The organism is Kurthia sp. FSL E2-0154, assembly GCF_038003625.1.
Classification (GTDB): Bacteria; Bacillota; Bacilli; order Bacillales_A; family Planococcaceae; genus Kurthia; species Kurthia gibsonii.
Genome location: NZ_JBBOPO010000001.1, coordinates 843514 through 866579 on the forward strand (window position 1 = coordinate 843514; position 23066 = coordinate 866579).

The 23066-nt window shown below is 35.8% G+C and carries 24 protein-coding genes; 15 read left to right on the top strand and 9 right to left on the bottom strand.

Features of this window, described 5'->3' with window-relative positions:
- The first annotated feature begins 12 nt into the window (after positions 1–12).
- From MHB75_RS04040 to MHB75_RS04060, 5 genes are all read left to right on the top strand, one after another.
- Positions 13–597 (top strand): glycerol-3-phosphate responsive antiterminator, encoded by a 585-nt coding sequence (locus MHB75_RS04040; RefSeq protein ID WP_340996025.1) that lies wholly within the window; start codon positions 13–15, stop codon positions 595–597.
- A gap of 92 nt (positions 598–689) precedes the next feature.
- Entirely contained in the window at positions 690–1523 is an 834-nt protein-coding gene (locus MHB75_RS04045) for an MIP/aquaporin family protein (RefSeq protein WP_285216255.1), read from the top strand.
- A 12-nt stretch (positions 1524–1535) separates the two neighbouring features.
- A complete protein-coding gene (gene glpK / locus MHB75_RS04050) occupies positions 1536–3029 on the top strand; it encodes a glycerol kinase GlpK (protein WP_340996026.1) in 1494 nt (497 codons plus the stop codon).
- Positions 3030–3106: 77 nt separating this feature from the next.
- The gene (locus MHB75_RS04055) at positions 3107–3319 is read left to right on the top strand and encodes an aldehyde dehydrogenase family protein (RefSeq protein ID WP_340996027.1); all 213 of its coding nucleotides are present in this window, start codon (positions 3107–3109) and stop codon (positions 3317–3319) included.
- Between the two features lie 197 nt (positions 3320–3516).
- On the top strand, positions 3517–4005 hold the full coding sequence (locus tag MHB75_RS04060; protein WP_340996028.1) for a hypothetical protein: 489 nt from the start codon (positions 3517–3519) through the stop codon (positions 4003–4005).
- A 219-nt stretch (positions 4006–4224) separates the two neighbouring features.
- Here the strand turns inward: MHB75_RS04060 and MHB75_RS04065 are convergent, their stop codons facing one another.
- The gene (locus tag MHB75_RS04065; protein ID WP_068453856.1) at positions 4225–4569 is read right to left on the bottom strand and encodes a hypothetical protein; all 345 of its coding nucleotides are present in this window, start codon (positions 4567–4569) and stop codon (positions 4225–4227) included.
- A 140-nt stretch (positions 4570–4709) separates the two neighbouring features.
- Between MHB75_RS04065 and MHB75_RS04070 the strand changes: the two genes are divergently transcribed.
- The 3 genes from MHB75_RS04070 (at position 4710) to MHB75_RS04080 (ending at position 6626) form a co-directional block, all read left to right on the top strand.
- Positions 4710–5123, top strand: a complete 414-nt coding sequence (locus MHB75_RS04070; RefSeq protein ID WP_141274649.1) for a DUF1284 domain-containing protein — start codon at positions 4710–4712, stop codon at positions 5121–5123.
- A gap of 150 nt (positions 5124–5273) precedes the next feature.
- Entirely contained in the window at positions 5274–5498 is a 225-nt protein-coding gene (locus MHB75_RS04075) for a hypothetical protein (RefSeq protein ID WP_141274650.1), read from the top strand.
- A 105-nt stretch (positions 5499–5603) separates the two neighbouring features.
- A complete protein-coding gene (locus tag MHB75_RS04080; protein ID WP_340996030.1) occupies positions 5604–6626 on the top strand; it encodes an alpha/beta hydrolase in 1023 nt (340 codons plus the stop codon).
- A 107-nt stretch (positions 6627–6733) separates the two neighbouring features.
- Here MHB75_RS04080 and MHB75_RS04085 read toward each other — a convergent pair whose 3' ends face one another.
- Complete coding sequence (locus MHB75_RS04085) at positions 6734–7642, bottom strand: EamA family transporter (protein WP_141274651.1); 909 nt, start codon at positions 7640–7642, stop codon at positions 6734–6736.
- A 52-nt stretch (positions 7643–7694) separates the two neighbouring features.
- Positions 7695–8180, bottom strand: a complete 486-nt coding sequence (locus MHB75_RS04090; protein ID WP_141274652.1) for a nucleoside 2-deoxyribosyltransferase — start codon at positions 8178–8180, stop codon at positions 7695–7697.
- 687 nt (positions 8181–8867) lie between these two features.
- Between MHB75_RS04090 and MHB75_RS04095 the strand changes: the two genes are divergently transcribed.
- The 3 genes from MHB75_RS04095 to MHB75_RS04105 all read left to right on the top strand — a co-directional run bounded on the left by MHB75_RS04095 (position 8868) and on the right by MHB75_RS04105 (position 11923).
- Entirely contained in the window at positions 8868–9065 is a 198-nt protein-coding gene (locus MHB75_RS04095) for a DUF6501 family protein (protein ID WP_068453836.1), read from the top strand.
- A gap of 76 nt (positions 9066–9141) precedes the next feature.
- Entirely contained in the window at positions 9142–10005 is an 864-nt protein-coding gene (locus MHB75_RS04100) for an AAA family ATPase (RefSeq protein ID WP_141274653.1), read from the top strand.
- Positions 10006–10015: 10 nt separating this feature from the next.
- Positions 10016–11923: a vWA domain-containing protein gene (locus tag MHB75_RS04105; protein WP_340996033.1), complete on the top strand. Its 1908-nt coding sequence runs from the start codon at positions 10016–10018 to the stop codon at positions 11921–11923.
- A gap of 44 nt (positions 11924–11967) precedes the next feature.
- On the opposite strand, the gene MHB75_RS04110 is transcribed toward MHB75_RS04105, so the two are convergent.
- The 3 genes from MHB75_RS04110 to MHB75_RS04120 all read right to left on the bottom strand — a co-directional run bounded on the left by MHB75_RS04110 (position 11968) and on the right by MHB75_RS04120 (position 15596).
- Positions 11968–13143 (bottom strand): toxic anion resistance protein, encoded by a 1176-nt coding sequence (locus MHB75_RS04110; RefSeq protein ID WP_340996034.1) that lies wholly within the window; start codon positions 13141–13143, stop codon positions 11968–11970.
- A 3-nt stretch (positions 13144–13146) separates the two neighbouring features.
- A complete protein-coding gene (locus tag MHB75_RS04115; RefSeq protein WP_340996035.1) occupies positions 13147–13779 on the bottom strand; it encodes a 5-bromo-4-chloroindolyl phosphate hydrolysis family protein in 633 nt (210 codons plus the stop codon).
- A gap of 92 nt (positions 13780–13871) precedes the next feature.
- On the bottom strand, positions 13872–15596 hold the full coding sequence (locus MHB75_RS04120) for a globin-coupled sensor protein (RefSeq protein ID WP_340996036.1): 1725 nt from the start codon (positions 15594–15596) through the stop codon (positions 13872–13874).
- Positions 15597–15715: 119 nt separating this feature from the next.
- Here MHB75_RS04120 and MHB75_RS04125 point away from each other — a divergent pair, with 119 nt between their 5' ends.
- The 4 genes from MHB75_RS04125 (at position 15716) to MHB75_RS04140 (ending at position 17953) form a co-directional block, all read left to right on the top strand.
- Positions 15716–16009, top strand: coding sequence for a DUF1033 family protein (locus MHB75_RS04125; RefSeq protein ID WP_340996037.1), 294 nt, complete (start codon positions 15716–15718; stop codon positions 16007–16009).
- A 212-nt stretch (positions 16010–16221) separates the two neighbouring features.
- Positions 16222–16422: a cold-shock protein gene (locus MHB75_RS04130; protein ID WP_068453826.1), complete on the top strand. Its 201-nt coding sequence runs from the start codon at positions 16222–16224 to the stop codon at positions 16420–16422.
- Positions 16423–16529: 107 nt separating this feature from the next.
- Positions 16530–16730 (top strand): cold-shock protein, encoded by a 201-nt coding sequence (locus MHB75_RS04135; protein WP_087680518.1) that lies wholly within the window; start codon positions 16530–16532, stop codon positions 16728–16730.
- A gap of 185 nt (positions 16731–16915) precedes the next feature.
- Complete coding sequence (locus tag MHB75_RS04140; protein ID WP_340996039.1) at positions 16916–17953, top strand: LCP family protein; 1038 nt, start codon at positions 16916–16918, stop codon at positions 17951–17953.
- 90 nt (positions 17954–18043) lie between these two features.
- Here the strand turns inward: MHB75_RS04140 and MHB75_RS04145 are convergent, their stop codons facing one another.
- The 3 genes from MHB75_RS04145 to MHB75_RS04155 form a co-directional block, all read right to left on the bottom strand.
- Positions 18044–19648, bottom strand: a complete 1605-nt coding sequence (locus MHB75_RS04145) for an ABC-F family ATP-binding cassette domain-containing protein (RefSeq protein WP_340996040.1) — start codon at positions 19646–19648, stop codon at positions 18044–18046.
- 192 nt (positions 19649–19840) lie between these two features.
- On the bottom strand, positions 19841–21364 hold the full coding sequence (locus tag MHB75_RS04150) for a succinate CoA transferase (RefSeq protein WP_141274661.1): 1524 nt from the start codon (positions 21362–21364) through the stop codon (positions 19841–19843).
- Between the two features lie 446 nt (positions 21365–21810).
- Positions 21811–22872, bottom strand: coding sequence for a DHH family phosphoesterase (locus tag MHB75_RS04155; protein ID WP_340996041.1), 1062 nt, complete (start codon positions 22870–22872; stop codon positions 21811–21813).
- Positions 22873–23066: the final 194 nt, after the last annotated feature.

Genomic DNA, 23066 nt, shown 5'->3' on the forward strand with positions numbered 1-23066 from the left:
GGAGAGAACGACATGAGTTTTCAAAATCAGCGCATTATTCCAGCTGCCAAAACAATTAGTCAAGTCGATTGTGCTTTTTCAAGTCCATTTGAATATGTTGTATTACTGGAAACGCATATTAGTCAATTACGTCCATTAAAAAGAGAAGCAGAACGTGTAGGAAAGAAGTTAATTATACATGCTGATTTAATCAATGGTTTAAAGACGGATAATTTCGCAGCTGACTTTCTATGTAATGAGATTCAGCCAGATGGTATCATTTCGACACGCTCGAACATGATTATGAAAGCGAAAGAGCGAGGAATTTTAGCAATTCAACGTGTCTTTTTAATTGATACGATTGCACTTGAGAAAAGTTATTCTTTAATTGAGAAGAATGCACCAGATTATATTGAGTTATTACCGGGTATAATTCCAGAGATGATCCAAGAAGTGTATGAACGAACAAACATTCCTGTTATTACGGGGGGATTGATTCGTCATGCTGAGGAAATCGAACGCGCTTTGGATGCTGGAGCAGTAGCCGTGACAACATCAGATAAAAAACTTTGGCGAAAATTCCAAAATAATATTGACGATTCACGTGATCCTATTTAAAATGAAAAATAAGATAATATTACGTGGTTGAGATTAGGAGTCCGCATCTATAGCTATTTTTAGTAGCTTATTTAGATGCGGATTTTTTCTGTTTGCCATACAAAAAAAACCAAAGGAGTGAGTTTATGTCTACTTTTACAGCAGAATTAGTTGGTACAATGTTATTGATTTTATTCGGGGGTGGTGTAGTAGCAGGTGTCGTATTACACAAATCAAAAGCTTTCGGTGGTGGCTGGATTGTCATTACATTTGCATGGGGGCTTGCAGTAGCGATGGCTGCATATGCAGTAGGAGGAATTAGTGGTGCACACTTGAACCCTGCTTTAACGTTATCGCTTGCAACAATTGGTGATTTTCCGTGGAAAAATGTACCCGCTTACATTTTAGCGCAAATGATTGGTGCATTCATCGGTGCAGTGTTAGTCTATTTCATGTACTTACCACATTGGAAAGGAACAGAAGACAAGGAAGCAAAATTAGCTGTTTTCTCAACAATTCCTGCAATCAAGCATCCATTTTCAAACTTAATTGCAGAAATGATTGGAACATTTGCATTAGTACTTGGTATTCTAGCTTTAGGAACAAATACAATTACAGATGGTATGAGTCCATTCTTAGTGGGTATGTTAATTGTAGTGATTGGTATGGCTCTAGGTGGACCAACTGGCTATGCAATTAATCCCGCTCGTGATTTAGGTCCACGTATTGCACATGCATTACTACCGATTCCAGGGAAGGGTTCATCGAATTGGTCATATGCATGGATTCCAGTTGTTGGACCGATTATCGGTGGTGTATTCGGTGCATTGTTCTTCCAAAAAGTATTTGAGGGAGAAAATAATCCGTTATTTTGGGTATTTGCAGTGATTATTATCCTTATTTTTGTAGCTGCTCAAATGACTGTAAAGCATGTAAAAGAAGATTAGGAGGAATTTGATATGACAGAAAAGTATATTTTAGCATTAGACCAAGGTACGACAAGCTCGCGTGCCATTTTATTCGATCATGAGGGAGAAATTTTTTATTCACATCAACAAGAGTTTCCACAGTATTTTCCAGAAGCAGGTTGGGTAGAGCATGATCCAGAACAAATCTGGTCTTCTATTCTATCGTGTATTGCAACTGTTTTAGCAGATAAACATATAGAGGCTTCACAAATTGCAGGAATTGGTATTACAAACCAACGTGAAACAACTGTTGTTTGGGATCGTCATACAGGTCAACCAATCCATAACGCGATTGTTTGGCAATCACGTCAAACTGCAGAAATCTGTGAGGAGCTAAAAGAAAAAGGACATGATGAACTTTTCCGCGATAAGACAGGTTTGCTAATCGATGCCTACTTCTCAGGTACAAAAGTAAAGTGGATTTTAGATCATGTAGAAGGCGCACGTGAAAAGGCTGAAAACGGTGATTTATTATTCGGTACAATTGATACATGGTTAATTTGGAAATTAACAGACGGTAAAGTGCATGTAACAGATTATTCAAATGCATCACGTACGTTAATGTATAATATTCACGAATTAAAATGGGATGAGGAATTACTTGATATTTTAGGTGTTCCAGCTTCGATGCTACCAGAAGTTAAAGCATCTTCTGAAGTATATGGTGTAACAGATGCAGCGAAATTCTTTGGTAGTGAAGTGCCAATTGCTGGTGTAGCAGGTGACCAACAATCTGCTTTATTCGGTCAAACTTGTTTTGAACAAGGTATGGTGAAAAACACATACGGAACAGGTTGTTTCATGTTGATGAATACAGGTGAAAAAGCAGTCAAGTCAAATAATGGTTTATTAACAACGATTGCATGGGGCATTGATGGTAAAATTCACTATGCACTTGAAGGAAGTATCTTCGTAGCAGGTTCTGCGATTCAATGGTTGCGTGACGGTTTACGTATGTTCCGTAATTCATCTGATTCAGAACAATATGCAACACGTGTTGACTCAACAGAGGGGGTTTACGTTGTACCAGCATTCGTTGGTTTAGGAACGCCTTATTGGGATTCAGACGTGCGTGGTTCGGTATTCGGTTTAACGCGTGGTACGACAAAAGAACATTTCATTCGTGCAACGCTTGAATCGCTTTGCTATCAAACAAATGACGTATTAAGTGCAATGGAAGAAGACTCAGGTATTCCATTTAAAACATTACGTGTAGACGGTGGCGCAGTCGCAAATGACTTCTTAATGCAATTCCAAGCAGATCTATTAGATGTTCCAGTAGACCGTCCGGTTGTAAAAGAAACAACAGCATTAGGTGCAGCATATTTAGCTGGTCTAGCAGTTGGTTTCTGGTCTTCAATGGATGAAATAGCAGCACACTGGAAGTTAGAACATAAGTTTACACCAGAGATGGAACAATCACGTCGTGAAGAATTATATACAGGCTGGAAAAAAGCAGTAAAAGCAGCACAAGCTTTTAAATAATCTAAAAATCGGAATCGCGCTATAATGTGGTTCCGATTTTTTGTTGTGCACGCCGTTTTAAAATATAAAAAGTATATTTGCAAAGAGAAATCAAACCATCTGAATTGTTTCCACATGATTTATTACAAGGCGCGTCATCTGGTGGCGTAACAATTAATGGAATCATTATGCATAATGTTCATCCAGTCTTACCATTCGGTGGTGTTAATAATTCTGGAATTGGCAGTTTCCATGGTATTCATGGTTTCAAAGAGCTATCACACGCACGCGTTGTATATCATATTTTATAAATAAAATTTTATCATAAAAATAAAGCGAGAGTATGAACATTACATATGTCATACCCTTTTTTCAATGTTGAAAGGATTTACGCATGAAAAAGCGAATGCTGTATATACATGAATATTTTTCGATTATATAAATAATGGGTTATGGATAAATAAGAGAGGGGTATGAGACTATAAAATAAATATAAAGGGGTGGCAGTGTGAGAAAAGCGTACGTCGGAATCATTCTTCTTATAGGCATGCTTCTACTAGGGGCATGTAATGAAGCAACAACGTCACACTCTATTCAATACGGAAAAATCATTCAAAATGACGAAGTAGCATTAACACATACATTACGCAACGAGCAAGTATATGAAAAAATACACGACATTTTAAAAGAAGCTACAAATGTTGGGATGTCTGAAGATGAGCTCAGTCATTTTTCATCACAATACATTCAATTTAAAAATACACGACAAAATATGCTGATTGCGAATTATTATCTCTGGGAAGACCGAAAAAATCAGCGTTATATTTGTCGCCCTTTTTATGAATCCAAGTATTTATTTTATGAAGTAACGGCTCACAATTATCGAGAACTAAAAAAACAAATAGAGAAAGTGAAAAAGAGTAAAGAGAAATTAGATAAAGATGAAACGGTCACTAAAAAACAACCTGAGCAAACACCGAATTTATTAGGAGATTGAAATAATAAAATGAACTCTCCATTACGTTAAATCGTATGGAAAGTTCGTTTTTTTTATTATTTGTGTTTAAAATATAGTCTTTTAGGGGTATATAAAAAACATACCACCTTAGATGTAATAGGTATAGTAATTTTTAAAGCCAACTCCTCTTGCTTTAAAAATACTACAGTCTCTTATTACCTCATAACTTACTTTGACCCTTGCTCGTAGGGTCCTTTTTTATGATTTAGACTGCGGATAGAGTGCATCGACTAACACATAGATAATGGCTGTTATAATACTCACGATTAAAATAGGTGAACCGATAAAAGGTAGTGTGCCTGCGATTAAATAAAGTAGCACACGGATCAAAATTTTCACGACTTGATAATCGAAAATAGCAGCGATTCGTTCGATGATATACGATGCAAGCAAGCCATACGTCATTAATAAAATCATAATGAGACAAAAAATAAACCACACACGACTCGGCTCCATTGAATTCCAATAATAAATCTTCGTTGCAATGGTTGATAAAATACTAGTAATAATCGTAATGATTATTCGCTCACGTAAAGAATGCAAGAGCATCAACCTCCCATCTTCTATTATACGATAGAATCCTTTCAGAATCATCACAACTTTATCTTCCATATTGTACTTCGAATCATAAAAGTGTAAACTTATTTATTGTATCAGTTTACATAAAAGGGGGGGTGCTTTTCATGATTCATTTAAGAGGACATCATTTACTTTGCTTAGTCGGCTACAGAGGAATGGGTTATTCAGAAGAATATGTAGAAAATATGACACGCATTCATCGACAACTGCGTGCAAGACCGACGACACTTGTTCGATTAGTAAAAGGCATTGATCATCTATGCGAGAAATATCCAAATAGCGGTGAATATCATTGTTTAAGCGAAGAAATTTTTAATCAAGATGCATACATTGCAGAAAAGTTGGGCATTCAAATTGGACAACTCGTACCATGGTTCGAAGTGGAAAGAAGATTGAAAAAGTATATTCAACCGACAGACCTTGCAACAATCTGTGAAACTTGTTCTTGGCGTTCCTACGGAGTTTGTGAAGAAGGAATGGAGCGGATTCATAAGGGAATTTCATTATTTGATGTATAAAATATAAAGGAATTAGCACTTAAATTATGGATAAATATTGTAAAACAATAGATTTTAAACTAGTCAAAAGTACTCTATAGAATAGAGTGAAAATATGCGATAATAGAATACGAACATACGTTCATTTTCATATTATATTGGAGGTTTAGTATGACAACTTTCCTTTTCAAACGCTTAAATCAATTATTTGGACTGAAAAAATATATTGTTGTTGCAGTAGAAAAAGCCAGTGGACAATCAAAACAATTCGTTGTGGTATCACGTAAGCAACACGCAGCAGTTTCAGAAGTGAGTAAACAACTTGATTTACAACAGTACGACGTAATAGCTTATACAAAAGTGCAATATGCACATATGTTAAAATTAAAATATTAAGAAAAAAGAGATTCTTTTAAGTGGAATCTCTTTTTTGTTACATATAAAAATGGAATAATAGAGGGTTTTTAGTGAATAGTGTTATGATACAGTGGGGTGAGAGTTATGAAGTGGGTGAAACGCTTTTTAAAATGGTACATAGGTTTAAATATTATACTCATTGTAGGACTAATTGTCGCAACAGAAGTATCACCAAAACCTGGTACAGCGATGATTCGCTATGTTTTTAATCGAGAAGTACCGATTAAAGACGTCGGAAATTTTAAGAAAAGTGAAGAAGTAGTAAACATACAAAAAAATATCAATTATAATTCAAAATATCCACGTAATACATTCGATTTATATACACCAAAAGATGTGAAAAAAGATGAAAAGTTACCTGTATTAATTTGGCTACATGGTGGTGGTTACTTAGCAGGGGATAAGTCACTTGCAAAAGAGTTTGCGACATATGTTGTGACAAAAGAGCGAGTTGCGGTGATTTCCATGAATTACGAATTGGCTCCTGAGCTACGCTATCCAGGGCAAGTTGTACAAGTGAATGATTTGTACAAGACACTTGTTGCTTCACCTGAAAAATGGGCAAATTTAGATTTAACAAAACTTGCATTTGGTGGCGATTCTGCAGGTGCGCAGATTGTGGGGCAGTATGTTGCGATTCAAACGAATCCAACGTATGCAAAAGAGATGAACATGAAGCAACTTGTACTGAAAGAACATTTAAAAGCTTTCATTTCCTATTGTGGTCCACTCGATTTGCAGCAAATGAAGGATTTACCGAAAAAAGAGATACTAATGAAATTTTTCGCTAAAACGGTAGCATGGGATTTAATTGGCGATAAAGATTGGAAAGATAGCCCGGTTGTGACACAAGCTTCATTGACTGAGCATGTGACATCTGATTTTCCACCAAGTTACGTAACAGACGCGAATGGTTTTTCTTTCTTATCGCAAGGACAAGCTTTCGTAAAAGAGTTAGTGGAACAAGATATACCTATTCAGTCGCTATTTTATGCGAATGAAGAACAGCCGATTTATCATGAATACCAATTTAGCTATGATACAAAAGAGGCGCAGCGCTGTTTAGCAGAAACACTCGCATTTTTAAAAGTAACTTTAAAAGATTAAGAAAGAACAGAGACATAAGTGTACGAACATAAAAAAACGGAATCACGCTATCGAGCGGTTCCGTTTTTTTCGAACTCTAAAAAGAGAACTGAATAGCCTCTTTCATTTTATAATTCATCTGCATAGCCGAGCAAGACGATACCGATCAGTATAATCCATATAACAAAATATTGACGACCTGATAATTTTTCTTTTAAGAAAATGCGCGATAAGATAATAGAGAAAATACAAAATGACGAAATTAGTGGTGCAGCGCCAATTGCGTAAGCAGCAATGGCATATACATAGAAGAATTGACCAGCTGTTTCGAGTAATGCCGCAATTGTTCGATCTCCTTGTTTGAAGATGTTTACAACTTCATTTTTTACAACTGCTAAATAAGCCCAGTAAATGACTGCTACGATGAAGAATGTATATTCATAGGCGATTAATGCTGCATCTTCTGATAATAACTTTGCTTTTTCTAAAACAACACCATCTGCAAATGTTCCTAGACCATCTAATACAGCGTATAGTAATGGGAATAGTAAGGCGAAAAAGCCGAACTTATATTTTTTCTCGATGACAACGCCAGATTGATGGCGAATTAAATCATCTTGTTGTTTTTCAAGTACAGCAATCCAAATAACACCGATACAAATAATCGAAATACTTACATAGTGTAACCAGTTATTATCACTTGGATAGAAAATAGATAGTAAAATGACGGTAATTGCGCCTGAAGAATTTTGAAGTGGTGCGACAATTGATAATTCCAAATAACGTAAACCAACATATCCAAACACCATCGAAGAAATATAAAGTGCAGAAACAGGTAAATACGTAATCATATCATCAAGATTTAACGATAAACCTTTAACGAGCATATAGATGGTTGCATGCGCACCCATGACAAGACCGACCATGATTGTAATTTTGGCATGACTATTGCGGTCGGCAGGATCTGACCCTTTTTTGTAGAACAAGTTGGCTGCGCCCCAACATGCCCATGTTAACATTGCATATAAAAACCACATAAATAAAAAAGACCCCTCTATCTCAATAAAATAAACGAATGCATGAAGAAAGTTACGACATGAATTGTTTTTTCAGTTCGACGGTTAATTCATCAATTGTTGTACAAACATAGCCATTTTGCTTAATTAGGCCAACAACGAATAAGTTGCGATAGACGAATTGATTTTCAACACCGTCTGCTTGTAGTGCTTCAATTTTCTTCATGTTGTCGCGCCCTTGTTGTCTTGAATCTGTAAATACAGCGAAAATAGGACGATTTAACATCGAAAAAGCACCGATTTCTGCGGCAACACCACTGTCGATTTCAACACCATCAATGACGGCTATTAAAAAGTCACTCATTTTTAATGCTTCAATATCTGCGTATGCAATCTGCTCACTATTTGCAAATGCTGTTTTATCATTAATTGCATCATTTTCTTGTGGTACGTATAAGTCGACGTTTGGTAACGTGTGACGAACTGCTTTTGCAATCATTTCGTTCACTAAACGATCACCTAAACTAAATAATCCGTTCGCTAAATAACCTTTCAACATCTTGCATAACCTCCGTTCTGTTCTATTGTATGTTATTGTGTAATAAAAAAACAAGCATCTATGCAAATTTTGAATTGAAAGAAAAAGAGAGACACCAAAAATGGGGTCTCTCTGTGTGATGATTTACAATTTAATAAAATCAAACCTTTATCTTGTATGTAATTGGGCGTGAATCGTCGCTGTTTTTAGTTTACTCATCACTTCAGGTGATAAGCCAATTTCATAACCTTCTACTTCGATAATATAATCCATATCAAGTAGCGTATCAATATCTGCTCCAATCGTAAAATCACCCGACTGATAAATACCATAAAAACGTAATTTTAAGGTTTCTTCATTTGCGGTGGCTTTTGAATAAATGTTTTTCCTGCCTCTGTCAATTTCAACGAGAAGTCACATTTTTTTCAAAGAAAAATTATTTTACACTCTTTTTCCACTGAAAAGATAGTAATAAATCTTATTTGCGTGTCAGCCATTCTGAAAAAATGAAAAATAGAATGATGAATGAAAAAGCGATAATGAAGAACCAAGTTGGAACACTACCAAACATTAATAACATATTGAACCTCCAAAACCATTGTTTTATCTAGCATAGCATGAAATGAAAAGGGCGTAAAAAAATTAACACATTTCTCTAAAAATGAGTTAGAATAAGAGAGTAAATGCGAGTAGAGAGGTTGTTTGAACATGATACATTTAAATTGGAAAGATGCACCAACAATTAAAACGGTCAAATGCGAACATACAAATGCAAAAAAATATTTAGTATCGAATATGCTAACAGTAGGTAAAGAGTATGAAGTGAAAAATGAAACAGACGAGTTTTATTTTGTAGTTGATAACTCAGGCCACGTCGGTGGTTACTACAAAGAATATTTCGCATAATTGAGCGATTTACAGAAAACAGCTCCTCCGTCTCATCGGGGGAGTTTTTCTTTTTTTAGAATAGGGGGAAGCGACGATGCACGAACTGATTGAACAAGAAATTGTAAAGCGTACGAAAGATCATGAAAATAATGAGTGGCAATCACTTATTCCAGAAGGTGGTTATAAATCACCAGATGCTTATTTATACGAAGATATTCTATTAAGTGTAGTACTGAAAAAAGCGATTTTACTAAAGGGACCTTCTGGTTCAGGGAAGACGAAATTAGCAGAGTCGATTGCGGCATTATTTGAACAACCGATGCATAGCATTAACTGTTCGGTTGATTTAGATGCAGAGAGTTTACTTGGTTTTAAAACAGTTGTACAAAAGGAAGGACAGACATGGATTGATTTTGTGGAAGGTCCTGTTGTAAAAGCGATGAAAGAAGGACATTTCCTTTATATTGATGAAATTAATATGGCAAAACCTGAGACATTACCGATTTTGCATAGTGTATTGGATTATCGCCGTATGTTGACGAATCCATTTACAGGTGAGGTTATTCAAGCGCATCCAAACTTCGGCGTCATTGCCGCAATTAATGAAGGGTACATCGGGACAACACCGATGAATGAAGCGCTGAAAAACCGTTTTGTTTCTTTTGCGATTCCATATATTACAGGTGAACAATTAGCGGGATTAGTGGATGAATACTTCCCGAGGATTCAAGCAACTTTAAAAAATAGTATGCTGTCACTTGCGACAGATTTGCGAAAACAAGCAGAGAATGGTTTAGTGAGTGAGGAAGCAGCGTCGATTCGAAGTTTATTAGATGCGATTGAGTTAGCGCAATACATGTCACCAATTCGTGCAGTGCGATATGCCATTGCAGAAAAATTAGATGATGCATCAGAAAAGCAGTTAGTTATTGAATTAGCAAAAACATGGATGGAGTAGGTGATTCGATATGGCAGAGATGAGTAGATTTATTCAATTTAATAATGAACAAATCGATGCAAGACAGATGATTACCTATGAGAATTTAGCACAGGCACTTTCGGGAAATCCACATATTCATCTAACAGAACGACAATTAATGGAATTCAATCCGAAAGAACAAACGATGTCCATGTCTGTATTTTGGCGTCATCGAACAGCTGAACAAACACATTTAGGCCGTTTATCTGATATTTTTTTACTAGCAGAGGGGTTTTGGCGTCATTTTTCACAAAGAGCTTGGCATGAATTTCAAGAAGAAATAACAGAGCTGAACTATCCAAAGTTTTTTGAACAACAGCTTATTATGGCAGAAGAATTTCGTTTGATGGAATCTGTAGCCAAAAAACGTCCAGGTACAAAAAAAGCTTTTCGATTGCGTACACAAGCATATTTAGTGACATACCGACATCAAATTCATGTGCACCATCAAAAAGGATTTCTAGCAGAAGCATTATTAAATTATTTTTATATCGCTCTACATGAAGGTAGTTTACGCTTACCGACAGGTGGGATATTCGATACATTTAGCGATTTACTATATAAATGGCAGCGCGTATTTGATAGTCAATCGACAGAGGAAACGATTCGTATTATTTGGACGCTTGTACCGCAGATTGAAGAAATTCTAAAAAAAGATATTCAGTTGGATGTCTACGCTTTACTAGATCAGTTGGAAGTAGCACCTTTTATTCCAGATCATGAACATGATGGTGTTTGCGGGGGAGAAGAAGGCAGTGGTGAAGCTAAAGAAACAATCGAAGAAACTTTTAGAAGTTGGCATCGTGAATCACAAGATGATACAGGGACCCATCTACGCTTTGAGTTAGAGCGGGGAAACGAAGGGAAATCTTTATCAGATGAAGCAGTGGAAGGACAGGATGGTCAACCACCGACAGAAGTTGGAACTGGCGGAGATGTAGACGCTACTGTTAAACCACAAAAAGAAGAAAGTCTCGCGACAAAATCATTAAAAAAGAAATATACCAAGTCTGGTAAAGTATTTGGACGTGAACATGAACAAGTAATCTATCAAGAGAAGATGATTACTACACATGGAGAAGAGGTTACACCAAAATCTATCATGGAAAAGTGGCGTCTACAACAAGAACCAATGGTACGTGCACTTGTTCAAGAATTACGAAAACGCATGGCACAAAAGAAGATGAGTCGACGAACGCATCTCAGTTATGGTCGTTTAGATTCAAAACAACTTTTATCATTTGTTACAGAGAATCGCCCGCGTCCCTTTTATAAAAAAGATGCACCTTCTAAGCCACTTGATGCTGTATTTGGTCTATTAATTGATGGTTCGGCTTCTATGATGGATAAAATAGATGAAACAAAACAGGCCGTTCTATTATTCCATGATGTACTGCGTTCACTTGAAATTGCGCACGAGATGACTTTATTTTATGAAGATGCGTATGAAGCGACAAAAGAAGTGCAGCCGAATATATTTGAATGGATTCATCGTTTAGAGGACGGGGCAGTGGATGCTAGTGACAAAATTGCAGCGATAACATCGCATGAAGATAATCGAGATGGCTTTGCGGTTCGCTGGATGACAGAGCGTTTAAAGAAGCGACCTGAAAAACATCGCTTTTTACTTGTTTTTTCCGATGGGGAACCTTCTGCTTTTGAATATGCACAGAATGGTATATTAGATACTGCTGAAGCTGTTATTGAAGCAGAGAAGCAAGGGATTACCGTATTACATCTATTTTTAAATACATCCGAACCGAGTGAAGAACAACTTCAATTATTTTCAACCATCTATGGTAGACAGTCTATTGTCGCAAGTGATGTAGCGCAATTTTCAGATATGACACTTCGCACGTTACGAAAAGTTTTATCACTCGTTGTACAAAGTATGTAAAAAAGGAGCCGTTCCTCTATGATGGGGAATGACTCCTTTTCATTTTAATAGCCTTGTTGTTTTGTTTGAATCGAAAGTAAACGCTGTTTTAAATCTTCTTCCATACGACCAATTTCAATTTCAGCTTCACGACGTTTTTGACGTCCTTCTGCTTGAATTTGTAAAGTTTCTTCAATCGTTGAAATTAAGTTTTCTTGTGTCGCTTTTAATGTTTCGATTTCTACGATACCACGTTCATTTTCACGTGCTGTTTCAATCGTGTTCATCTTCAACATTTCAGAGTTCTTTAATAATAAATCATTTGTTGTCGCAGTTACTTGTTTTTGCGCTTCGACTGCTTTACGTTGATTATTCAATGTAAGGGCGATGGCAATCTGATTACGCCAAAGCGGAATCGCTGTCATAATCGAAGATTGAATTTTTTCAGCTAATGTTTGGTTCGTTTGCTGAATCATACGAATTTGTGGAGCAGATTGAATCGTAATTTGACGTGATAACTGTAAGTCGTAAATTCGTTTTTCTAAACGATCGACGAACTGTGCTAAATCATTTACTTCTTGAATCGCCATTTGGTCATTCGATTTTTCAGCTTCTGCACGTAATTTTGGCAAAATATCATGCATGATTTCATCGCGCTTTAATTCAGCTGCAGCGATATAGACATTTAATGCTTCAAAGTACGTTTTGTTTTGTTCATATAATTGGTCGAGCATTTGAACATCATCTACAAGACCGCGTTTTGAATGTTCGAGTTGAACGCCAATACGGTCAATCTGTGTACTCAGTTTTTGATACTTCGACATCATTTCTTGAATCGATTTTTGCATTTTACCAAAAAGTTTACGTAAGCCTTTTGGTTTGTCTTGATGTAATTCTTCAGGGTCAAGTTCATTTAATTTTGTCATTAAATCTTTCAAAATATCGCCGACAGGCCCAATATCTTTCGCCTGTACATGGTCGAGCATTTTATTTGAGAAGCTCGATAAAGCATTTTGTGCATTTGCACCATACGTTAAAATTGCTTCATAACTACCTGTTGGAATTTGAGAAGCTAATTGACGTGCTTTTTCTTGATCTTCAGGTGTTAAACGATCTAATTGGCGAACCGGTGCATCTTTTTGAATTTCTGGTTGAATCGTTTGTTGCTGTGGCAGAGGATTCATCGTAAATGGATCTGCCAGTAAATCATCGACTGATTTATTTGACTGATTTTCTTGCATAGATTAAGACTCCTCCTTCGAGCTGCGCTCACTTCGTCGCGTCACAAAATCAAGCTCGACTTTTAATTCTTCGATATCAGCTGCTAAAATTTGACGAAGATCTTTTTCTAATGACACAAAAAGATCTTCAAGTGCATCACGTGTGCGTTGGAGTGCAAGATGCATCTCCGTATCTTTAATCGGCTGTTTCGATAAATAAGCATATTTCTCCGTTAATTCAGTAGCAGAAGGTAGGTGAGAATAAAAAAAGATTTCTGCTTGATAGAATTTCGGAGGGTTTGCACGCACAATTGAAATAATGCGTTTTGATAAACGACTCATCTCAAATAAATGTTTAAAACCTGAAATTGAACGAACGCGTGTCGCCATTCGGTTAAAGTTGTAAAGTGATTCTCGCGCCTCTTGAATCTGCGCTTCGATGTGATTATATTCTGATTTGGTAAGACCAAATTGTTTTCTTTTCTTGTATCGTTGATAGACTTTTATAATAAAGTTGCTCGCCATGTAAACGAGCGCGGCGATTACAAGACTAATCCAAAAGCCCAAATGGAATCCTGACATCGCAATCATAAATGTAACAGGTATCGTTACAAATGAAATGAAGTAGCGTAATGCTGTATGTCCAGCGTGTAACATGTAATTCCCTCCTTACACTCTTTTGTTAATATACGTTTTAAAATGTAGAAGGTTTCAATTCAAAATATTTTCTTTTGAAATAATTTGTCGAATTATTGACCACGTTGTAGTTCAATCTTGTGAATGAGTTCGTCAATTAATTCTATCACATATGATGATGCTTCTTCTAGTTTAGACAAGCACTGTTCAGCTGTACGTAAGTCGTTGTGTGAATAAGCAGTTGCAGCTTGTTTTGCTAGTTCATGTACTTGTGCATGATACGTATCTAATTGTTGATATGCGGGCTCATTCGCAAAACGAGCACGTGCTTTTTCTGAGTTGTACCATTTACCTAAACGACAATCCATGTGCGAAGACACATCTTCAGGACGGATATGTTCTAAACCTAAGAACATATTATATACTTTCCATTTCCATAAAATATGATCGGCTTTTGATAATTGCAACAGAGCATAGCTTGAAAGCTGTACATTTGCATTATTGACAACACTTAGACGGAATGCATCAATCTCTTTACTTAATTGATGTACACCAACAGAAGTCGATTGTCCAAGTTCACGAATATCTTGTTGTAAATCGGTAATCTGTACCATACGATTAGATACGTCATCAATCGCAACAGACTGTTCTTCAGAAATTGAAGCAGTGGTTTTAACTGCATCGTTGATATCTGAAATCTCGTCGACAATTTGATTTAGAAGTGGAAGTGACTCTTTTGCTTCAGTAGTAGCTTCTTTAATAATTTTTGTTGTACTTGTAATCGATTCTTGAACCGTATTTGAATATGATTTTAAATGCTTCACATTCGTGGATACTTCTGTTAAAGCAGATACCGTATTTTCTGCAAGCTTACGAACTTCTTGTGCAACAACTGCAAAACCTTTGCCATGCTCACCTGCGCGCGCTGCTTCGATTGATGCGTTTAGTGCTAGTAAATTCGTTTGATCAGCGATTTCATTAATCAAAGTGACAACATGTTCAATGTCACCGACACGTTTTTGTAATTCGCTAAATGACTCAACAATTGTAGAGAATGTTTCACCTGTTTTCATAATTTCATTTAAAGCACCACCAATTTCATTTTGTGAATGAAGTGCATATTCAACTGATTGGTTTGTTTTTTCTGAAATTCGGGTAGAAGTACGTGCAATCTCTGCAATCGAAGCAGTAATCTCTTCAGTTGCAGCAGTAGAAGATTGAATCTCGTCTGTTTGGCGATCTAGACTATAAATTAAGTCTTTCATATACATGATTTTAGAGTTTGTCTCAATTAAACGGACAATTTCAGATACGGATCTTTCAAGTGTGCGCTCTGTAAAAGATTCAAATAATAATTCTTGATCGACATTCACTGCAGATTGAAATGAGCGCATTAAGTCGAATGCTTTGGAAGGTTTAAATCCAAAGTTGTATAATACGTGTGTTGTCACATAGAATGCGAATTGATTGAAAATCACAATCGTTTTTCCAGGTTCAAATTGATGTTTTCGGAACTGATCAAAGAATCGTAACGTCTCATTTACATAGTGTTCGTCGCGATCAGCTGTAAAAAAGTTTACAAGATAATGTTCAATCATCTCTTCAGCAATTTTATGGTGGCTATCAGGAGATAATTCTGTTAAATATTGTGTGAAAATTTCTTTCATAGATGGAGTTGAACTAGCCAACGTTTCATATAAATAACGTAAATTTTTTTCGTCGTTTGATGTAAAATGATTGAATGCGAGCGTTTTTTGAAAACGTTCAATTGTTTGAATATCAGTACCACGTTCTAATAATTGATTCATTTTAAGTTTTGGGCGAAGTGAAGAAAACATGTATAAACCTCCATTTTTTGGTTAAAGCTTTTTTAGTTATTTTAGCATATTTTAAGAGGATAGTGTAGTAAAAAAGATATATTGGCACATAAGTAATTTTTTTAGAAAGTAGGAATATTATGTATAAAGTGATTTACATGAAAGCAGACTACGAGCCATGGTGGCAGTTTGAAGGTTGGGAAGAACATGTCGTGACAGAAGTCACATATGATAATGAACAAGAAGCAAGTCAATATTTACAACAATTAATTGAAGAGTTTTCAAAAAAATATATGAATATGATGCATAAAAAAGATCGCTTTTGGGCTTTTTGGTCCGATGATGAAAGAGAATACTGTGAAAACTGCGCAGACTGTTTACCTGTTTACCATGGGGTAATATGGGAAGTAGTAGAAGGAAATGTAAAAAAATGAAAGAAATTATTGTCAAATATATTCAAATTTATTGACAACATAAAGTGGTATGTTATAATAAATTTAACAAATGAAACTTGTATTACCGGTACTTCTATTCACATATTACAAAAAGTGATCGGGTTTATGTCGGTACTTATTGTAATATGTGAATTTTTGCAAAGGTATAATTAGATTCATATGTTCACTTTTTATTTTGGAGGTTTTTACACATGAAACAAGGTACAGTAAAATGGTTTAACGCAGAAAAAGGTTTTGGCTTTATCGAAGTTGAAGGAGAAAACGATGTATTCGTACACTTCTCTGCAATCCAAGGCGAAGGATTCAAAACTTTAGACGAAGGTCAAGCAGTTGAGTTCGAAGTTACTGAAGGTAACCGTGGACCACAAGCAGAAAACGTTGTAAAACTTTAATTTACAATTACAGGGACTAGCCTAGGCTAGTCCCTTTTCTATTTCATTTTTTATTTTCTGAATTATTTGTTATTATGGATATAATGAATAGTATGGAGGTTAGATAAATGGAACAAGGTACAGTAAAATGGTTTAACGCAGAAAAAGGTTTTGGTTTTATTGAATCAGAAGAAGGAGCAGATATTTTTGTTCATTTTTCAGCGATTCAAGGTGATGGGTTTAAAACATTGGATGAGGGACAAGCTGTAGAATTTCAAATTATCGAAGGTGAGCGTGGACCACAAGCAGCAAATGTCATGAAAAAATAGTGTACAAGAGAAAATCTTTAAATTAAAAAGAAAACACATAAAAGCGATGTTGTTTTCTTTTTTTAATGTAAAAAAGAGAATTGAATATTATATCATCATAGTGATTAAAGGTATATTTTTATGACAATTAATAGTAGTTTATGATACAATTGGTTTTAGGATAGAAGTTATATGGGGGAATATACATGGGTGCAAAAACAAGAACGTCCAAACGACGTCGAAAGAGGCTGCTGCATGGTTCTTTATGGTTGTTAGTCCTTTGTTTAGCTGTTGTTAGTAGCTACCTGATTTATTCAGTGATATCTGTTAAAGGGGCATTGAACGATTCCAAAGTATCACTACAACGTGAAGCAAATAAGTCAGATTTGAGAGAAAAGGAAGTTTCATATAGTGATGATCCCTTCTCCATTCTATTGCTAGGCATTGAAGATTATGCGAAAAACACAGAGACAGCACGTGCAGATACACAATTAGTCGCAACATTCAATCCAAAAGAAAGTAAAGTGATTTTAACGACTGTACCACGTGATACACGTGTTCAAATTGACAATGCGGGCGAATATACGGGTGTACATAAAATTAACGCAGCAATGACATATGGACAGATTAATTCGTATGGTGGAGAGAAATTACAGTTGGAAACAACCGAAAAATTATTGAATATTCCGATTGATGCTTTTGTAACAGTGAATTTTGATGGATTTCGTGATGTAGTGGATGCACTAGGTGGTATTAATATAGACATCAAATATCCTTTCTGGGAAACAAATGTCTATAATAAAAAGCGCATTGATTTCAAAGCTGGCGAGACTCGTTTAACAGGAGAGGAAGCACTTGCCTTTGTGCGTATGCGTAAGCGTGATGTCAATGATGTTTATTCACGTGAACAGCGTCAACAACAGTTTATTCAAGCAACTGTTGAACAGTTAAAATCTGCGAATACATTATTAAAAGTAGGGGAATTAACAAAAATCTTCGGTAAAAATGTGAGAACAAGTTTATCGATTTCAGATTTATTTGCTATCCAAAATCAATATTTAAAGATGGAGAATCTAAAAATCGAATCAAAAGAAATTGAAGGTTATGAAACGCGAATTAATGGCGTTTCGTATTTTGTAGCAGATCAACAGAAGTTACAAAACTTAAGCAAAGAATTGCGTACAGAGTTAAACTTGAATCCAAATGAACCATTCAAGACAAATGCGTCATTTGGTGCTTATTAAATCAAATTTTAGAGTGCATACTTTCGGGTATGTGCTTTTTTGTATAAAAAAGAAGAAACCACATCATTGTGATTTCTTCTGTATTTTAAATTAATCTAATTTATTTGTTGCTTTCCACTCTAGGAATTCATCATATGTTAATTGCTTATCTAAAATTGAACCGTCTTCGCGGATTTCAATTACACGATTTGCGATTGTTTGGATGAACTGATGGTCATGAGATGTGAAAATCATCGCGCCTTTAAAGCTTGTTAAGCCTTCATTTAATGCTTGAATTGATTCAAGATCTAAGTGGTTTGTTGGTTCATCTAAAAGTAGTACGTTTGAGTGTGATAACATCATACGAGATAACATACAACGCATTTTTTCGCCACCTGATAAAACAGAAGGTGATTTTTTCACTTCTTCACCAGAGAATAGCATACGACCTAAGAAACCACGTAAGAATGTTTCTGTTTCATCTTCTGGAGAGAACTGACGTAACCAATCAACTAATGTTTTTTCAGAACCTTGGAAAAATTCTTCGTTATCTAATGGGAAGTAACTTTGAGAAGTTGTAACGCCCCATTTGTAAGAACCTTCAAAATCTTCATCTTCACCAGCGATGATTTTTAATAAAGCTGTTTTTGCAATTGGGTTACCAAGTAGAACAATTTTATCTTCACGATTCATTGAGAAGCGCATATCTTTAAATTGTTGTTCGCTGTCTACAGATTTACCTAAACTTTCAACTGTTAATACGTCATTACCGATTTCGCGTTCCATCGTAAAGTTGATGAATGGATATTTACGGCTAGATGGACGAATGTCATCTAACTCGATTTTTTCTAACATCTTTTTACGAGAAGTCGCTTGTTTTGATTTCGAAGCGTTCGCAGAGAAACGAGCAACGAATGCTTGTAATTCTTTGATTTTCTCTTCTTTTTTCTTGTTTTGATCTGATAACATACGTTGTGCTAATTTACTTGATTCATACCAGAAGTCATAGTTACCTACGTAAATTTGGATTTTAGAGAAGTCAAGGTCAGCGATATGTGTACATACTTTATTTAAGAAGTGACGGTCATGCGATACAACGATGACAGTGTTCTCGAAGTTGATTAAGAACTCTTCTAACCATTGGATTGCTTTTAAGTCTAAGTGGTTAGTAGGCTCATCCAATAATAGAACGTCTGGTTTACCGAATAGAGCTTGCGCTAATAATACTTTGACTTTTTCAGAACCTGTTAGTTCAGACATTGTCATATAGTGCATTGAATCGGGAATTCCTAAACCTTGTAGAAGGATTGCTGCATCTGATTCAGCTTCCCAACCATTCATATCTGCGAATTCACCTTCTAATTCAGCAGCACGAATACCGTCTTCATCTGTAAATGGATCTTTTGCATAGATGGCATTTTTCTCTTGCATAACTTCATACAATTTTTTATGACCCATCATAACTGTTTCAAGCACTTGGAATTCTTCATATTCGAAGTGATTTTGTTTTAAGACAGCTAAACGTTCATCTGCCCCCATGCTTACATGGCCTTCTTGTGGCTCGATTTCACCAGAAAGAATTTTTAAAAATGTTGATTTACCAGCACCGTTTGCACCGATTAGGCCATAACAGTTACCAGGTGTAAATTTAATATTAACGTCTTCAAATAGCTTACGATCGCCGAAACGAAGAGCTACATTACTTACTTGAATCATGTAAGTACCTCCTTTTTCACAATACCTCCATTATAACACGTCTACATAGGTACGACTATAGGCTAGATGGAACTAGACAGGAAACTGACATAGTTTCTTAGAAAATATCGAGAGAAACGCGAAAATAAAACAAAAGGGAGCGGGCATAAAAAATACGAGCATCCAAAAGGAAACTCGTATTTGAAGTGACTCTTATTCTACAGGTTGATTTTGTTTTTTCATTGAACCTGTTTTTTCAAGATTGTCGTACATTTCGAATGCACGGTTTAATAAATGTGGAGTTTGTACATTGCCGTGTTTTTCAACTGCAGCATTGTAGTATTCCCATAATTGTTCACGGAAATCAGGGTGTGCACAGTTTTCAATGATTAATGGAACACGTTCTTTTGGTGCAAGACCACGTAAATCAGCAACACCTTGTTCTGTAACGATTACATCTACATCATGCTCTGTATGGTCAACATGTGTAACCATAGGTACGATTGAAGATACAGCGCCACCTTTAGCATATGATTTTGTAACGAAGATACCAAGACGTGCGTTACGTGCGAAGTCACCTGAACCACCAATACCGTTCATCATTTTTGAACCTGAAACATGCGTTGAGTTTACGTTGCCGTAAATATCTGCCTCAAGAGCCGTATTGATTGAGATTAATCCTAAACGACGGATTAATTCTGGGTGGTTAGAGATTTCTTGTGGACGTAATGTAATCTTGTCTGCATATTTCTCTAAGTTACCATATACCTTTTGTTGTAATTCTTCAGTTAATGTAATTGAAGTAGCAGCTGCGAAGCGTACTTTACCTGCATCAATTAGATTGAATACAGCATCTTGTAATACTTCTGAAGCAACAACTAAGTTTTCAAATTCTGCGTCTGCGAAACCATCTAATACAGCATTTGCTACTGAACCAACACCTGATTGTAGAGGCATTAATTCATTTGTTAAGCGACCTTCTTTAATTTCGTTACGGAAGAAATCAAGTAGGTAGTTCGCCATTGTTTGTGTTTCTTCATCAGGAGGCACGATTAATGAAGGTGCATCAGGTTCTTCAGAAACAACGATTGCTTTAATTTTTGCTGGATCAACTTTAATTCCTTTTTCACCGATGCGTTGTGTTGCATCTGTCATAGGGATTGCTTCACGCTTACCTTGCTCACCAGGAATATAAATATCATGAATACCGATTAAAGTTTCAGGATGTGTAATATTTAATTCAATGATAATGTTTTCAGCTACTTCACAAATGATTGGTGAGTTACCAACTGAAGTTGTTGGAATGATATAACCATCTTCTGTAACTGCTACGGCTTCAATAATCGCATAGTTTACTTTACCGAAGATATTTTGACGGTATTGTTCAGCGTTGTGCGATAAGTGCATATCTGCATATAATACATCGCCCGAGTTGATTAGTGTACGGATTCCGCGGTCACCAATGAATGGTCCACGTTTACGAATACCACCAGCAGTTGCTAAGTAGTTATCAACTTCAGGGCCTAATGAAGCACCTGTGTAAACATCAATTTTGAATGTTTCATTTTTCGCGCGTTCTGCAAGAGCCATTGGTACAACTTTTGCATCTCCAGCACGTGTAAAGCCTGACATACCTACTACGTCGCCGTTTGAAATTAATTTTGCCGCTTCTTCAGCAGATACAACTTTATTTGCTAGTTCTTTTAACCCTAAACGTTTTTCGATTGTTGATTCCATTCATAATTCCCCCTAAAAATAATAATCATGTAAATAATTGTTTTGTAAGCGTTTAACAAAATAGGCACATGACGAGTGAAAAAATCGGTCGGTCATATAATTATACTAAATCACATTTCTCTGTACTATTACAGGGGAATGATAGCGCTTTATTATATTCCCATTTGAAATAGAATTTGGTTTCGATTTCTAACTATATTTTTACACGAAGTAGATAAATTAATCTAGTCTTTTCTCTTAAATTTTTTATTTTTTTTATTCTATGGAAATTTAAGACTTTGAAAATGATAATTTTTTGATTGAAACTTATGCGTAGTTTAAACTGAAAAATGAATGAAATCAAATGTTATGTGTTAATGAGGGTAAAAATACACATCAAAAAAGTGTTTAATAAAAAAATAAAGACATAACTCGCTTATTCGCGAATTATGTCCAATATGTTCAAGTTATGCTTTTTTTTGTGCCTCGAAAATAGCCGAGATGAAGTCCATACCAAGTGCAGATAAGTCACATCCAGATGCATTTGGATGACCGCCACCATTATATTCTTTCGCAATTTTTGATAAATCAAGTTTTTGTCCAATTGAACGTAGCGAGACTTTATTTTTTACTAAAGAGACAATGAAGACACAATCAATTTCTTCTTCAAACTTCTCAGCTAAATGATTGCCAAGTTCGCTAAAGAATGAATCTGTTTCAACAACACCAATATTAATCGGTTCATCATGTCCTTTTAATGTGTAATTTTCAATGATGATCATTTGTTTTGATTTTTTCTTTAAAATTTTACGTAGTTCATCTTTTGAAAAATCAAGATACTGTTGGTCGGCCTCTGTGAACAATGAGTCATTTAAAATGTAATTCATACGATCCTTTGCGAATTCGTGGCGACGACGTGCGTAGAAAATCGTATTCAGGTCGGCAGCTTCCTGGATCGAAAGAGCGTGCCAATCCCATGTATCATATAGACGAACATTTTCAACAAAATGCGTAACACGTGTTAACATCGTGTCTTTTTCTTTTTGTGTATATTCAGGGGTGGCGATTGATTCTTCACCATCTTCTTGCTCGATTCGTTGAAGAGGTGCCACTTCAAAACCAGCATTGAATAAATTTTTGAACATTAAAGTAGTCGCACTCATTTTAATGCCATTTTTTTCTGGAATAACTTCTGCCCAACCATAATCATTTAAATAGAGTGCAGAAGCATGGTGGTCAATTAAAATAATATGACGGCCATTCGGTTCTTTATTAACAGCAGAAATCGCTTCAGCTGTTTCTTCGTTTACAGATAAGTCTGTAATGATTAATAGTTCTTGATCTTGCAGCTCAGCGATTTTTTCAATCACAGCCTCATCAATTTTACGCGTCTCTACATAATAAGGAATATGCGGAATACCAAAAGCATCTAATACAATAGAAGGACCGATTCCGTCCAAGTCTGTATGTGTAATTAAATGAATTTGAGCATATTGCGTTAGTTTTTTCGGTAATTTTTTAAAATTCATATCGTCAACGCCTTTCTAAAACATCGAACCTCATTATAGCATTGAGTGGTTTCATAAAAGAAGGGGAAAGCACGAATTTATACATTTTACTTGGCTGAAAGGGAATCATATTGCGTTGAAAGGGACAAAATCACGCGCGAAAGGGAAACGTCGCCATTGAAAGGGACAAAATCACGCGCGAAAGGGAATCATCG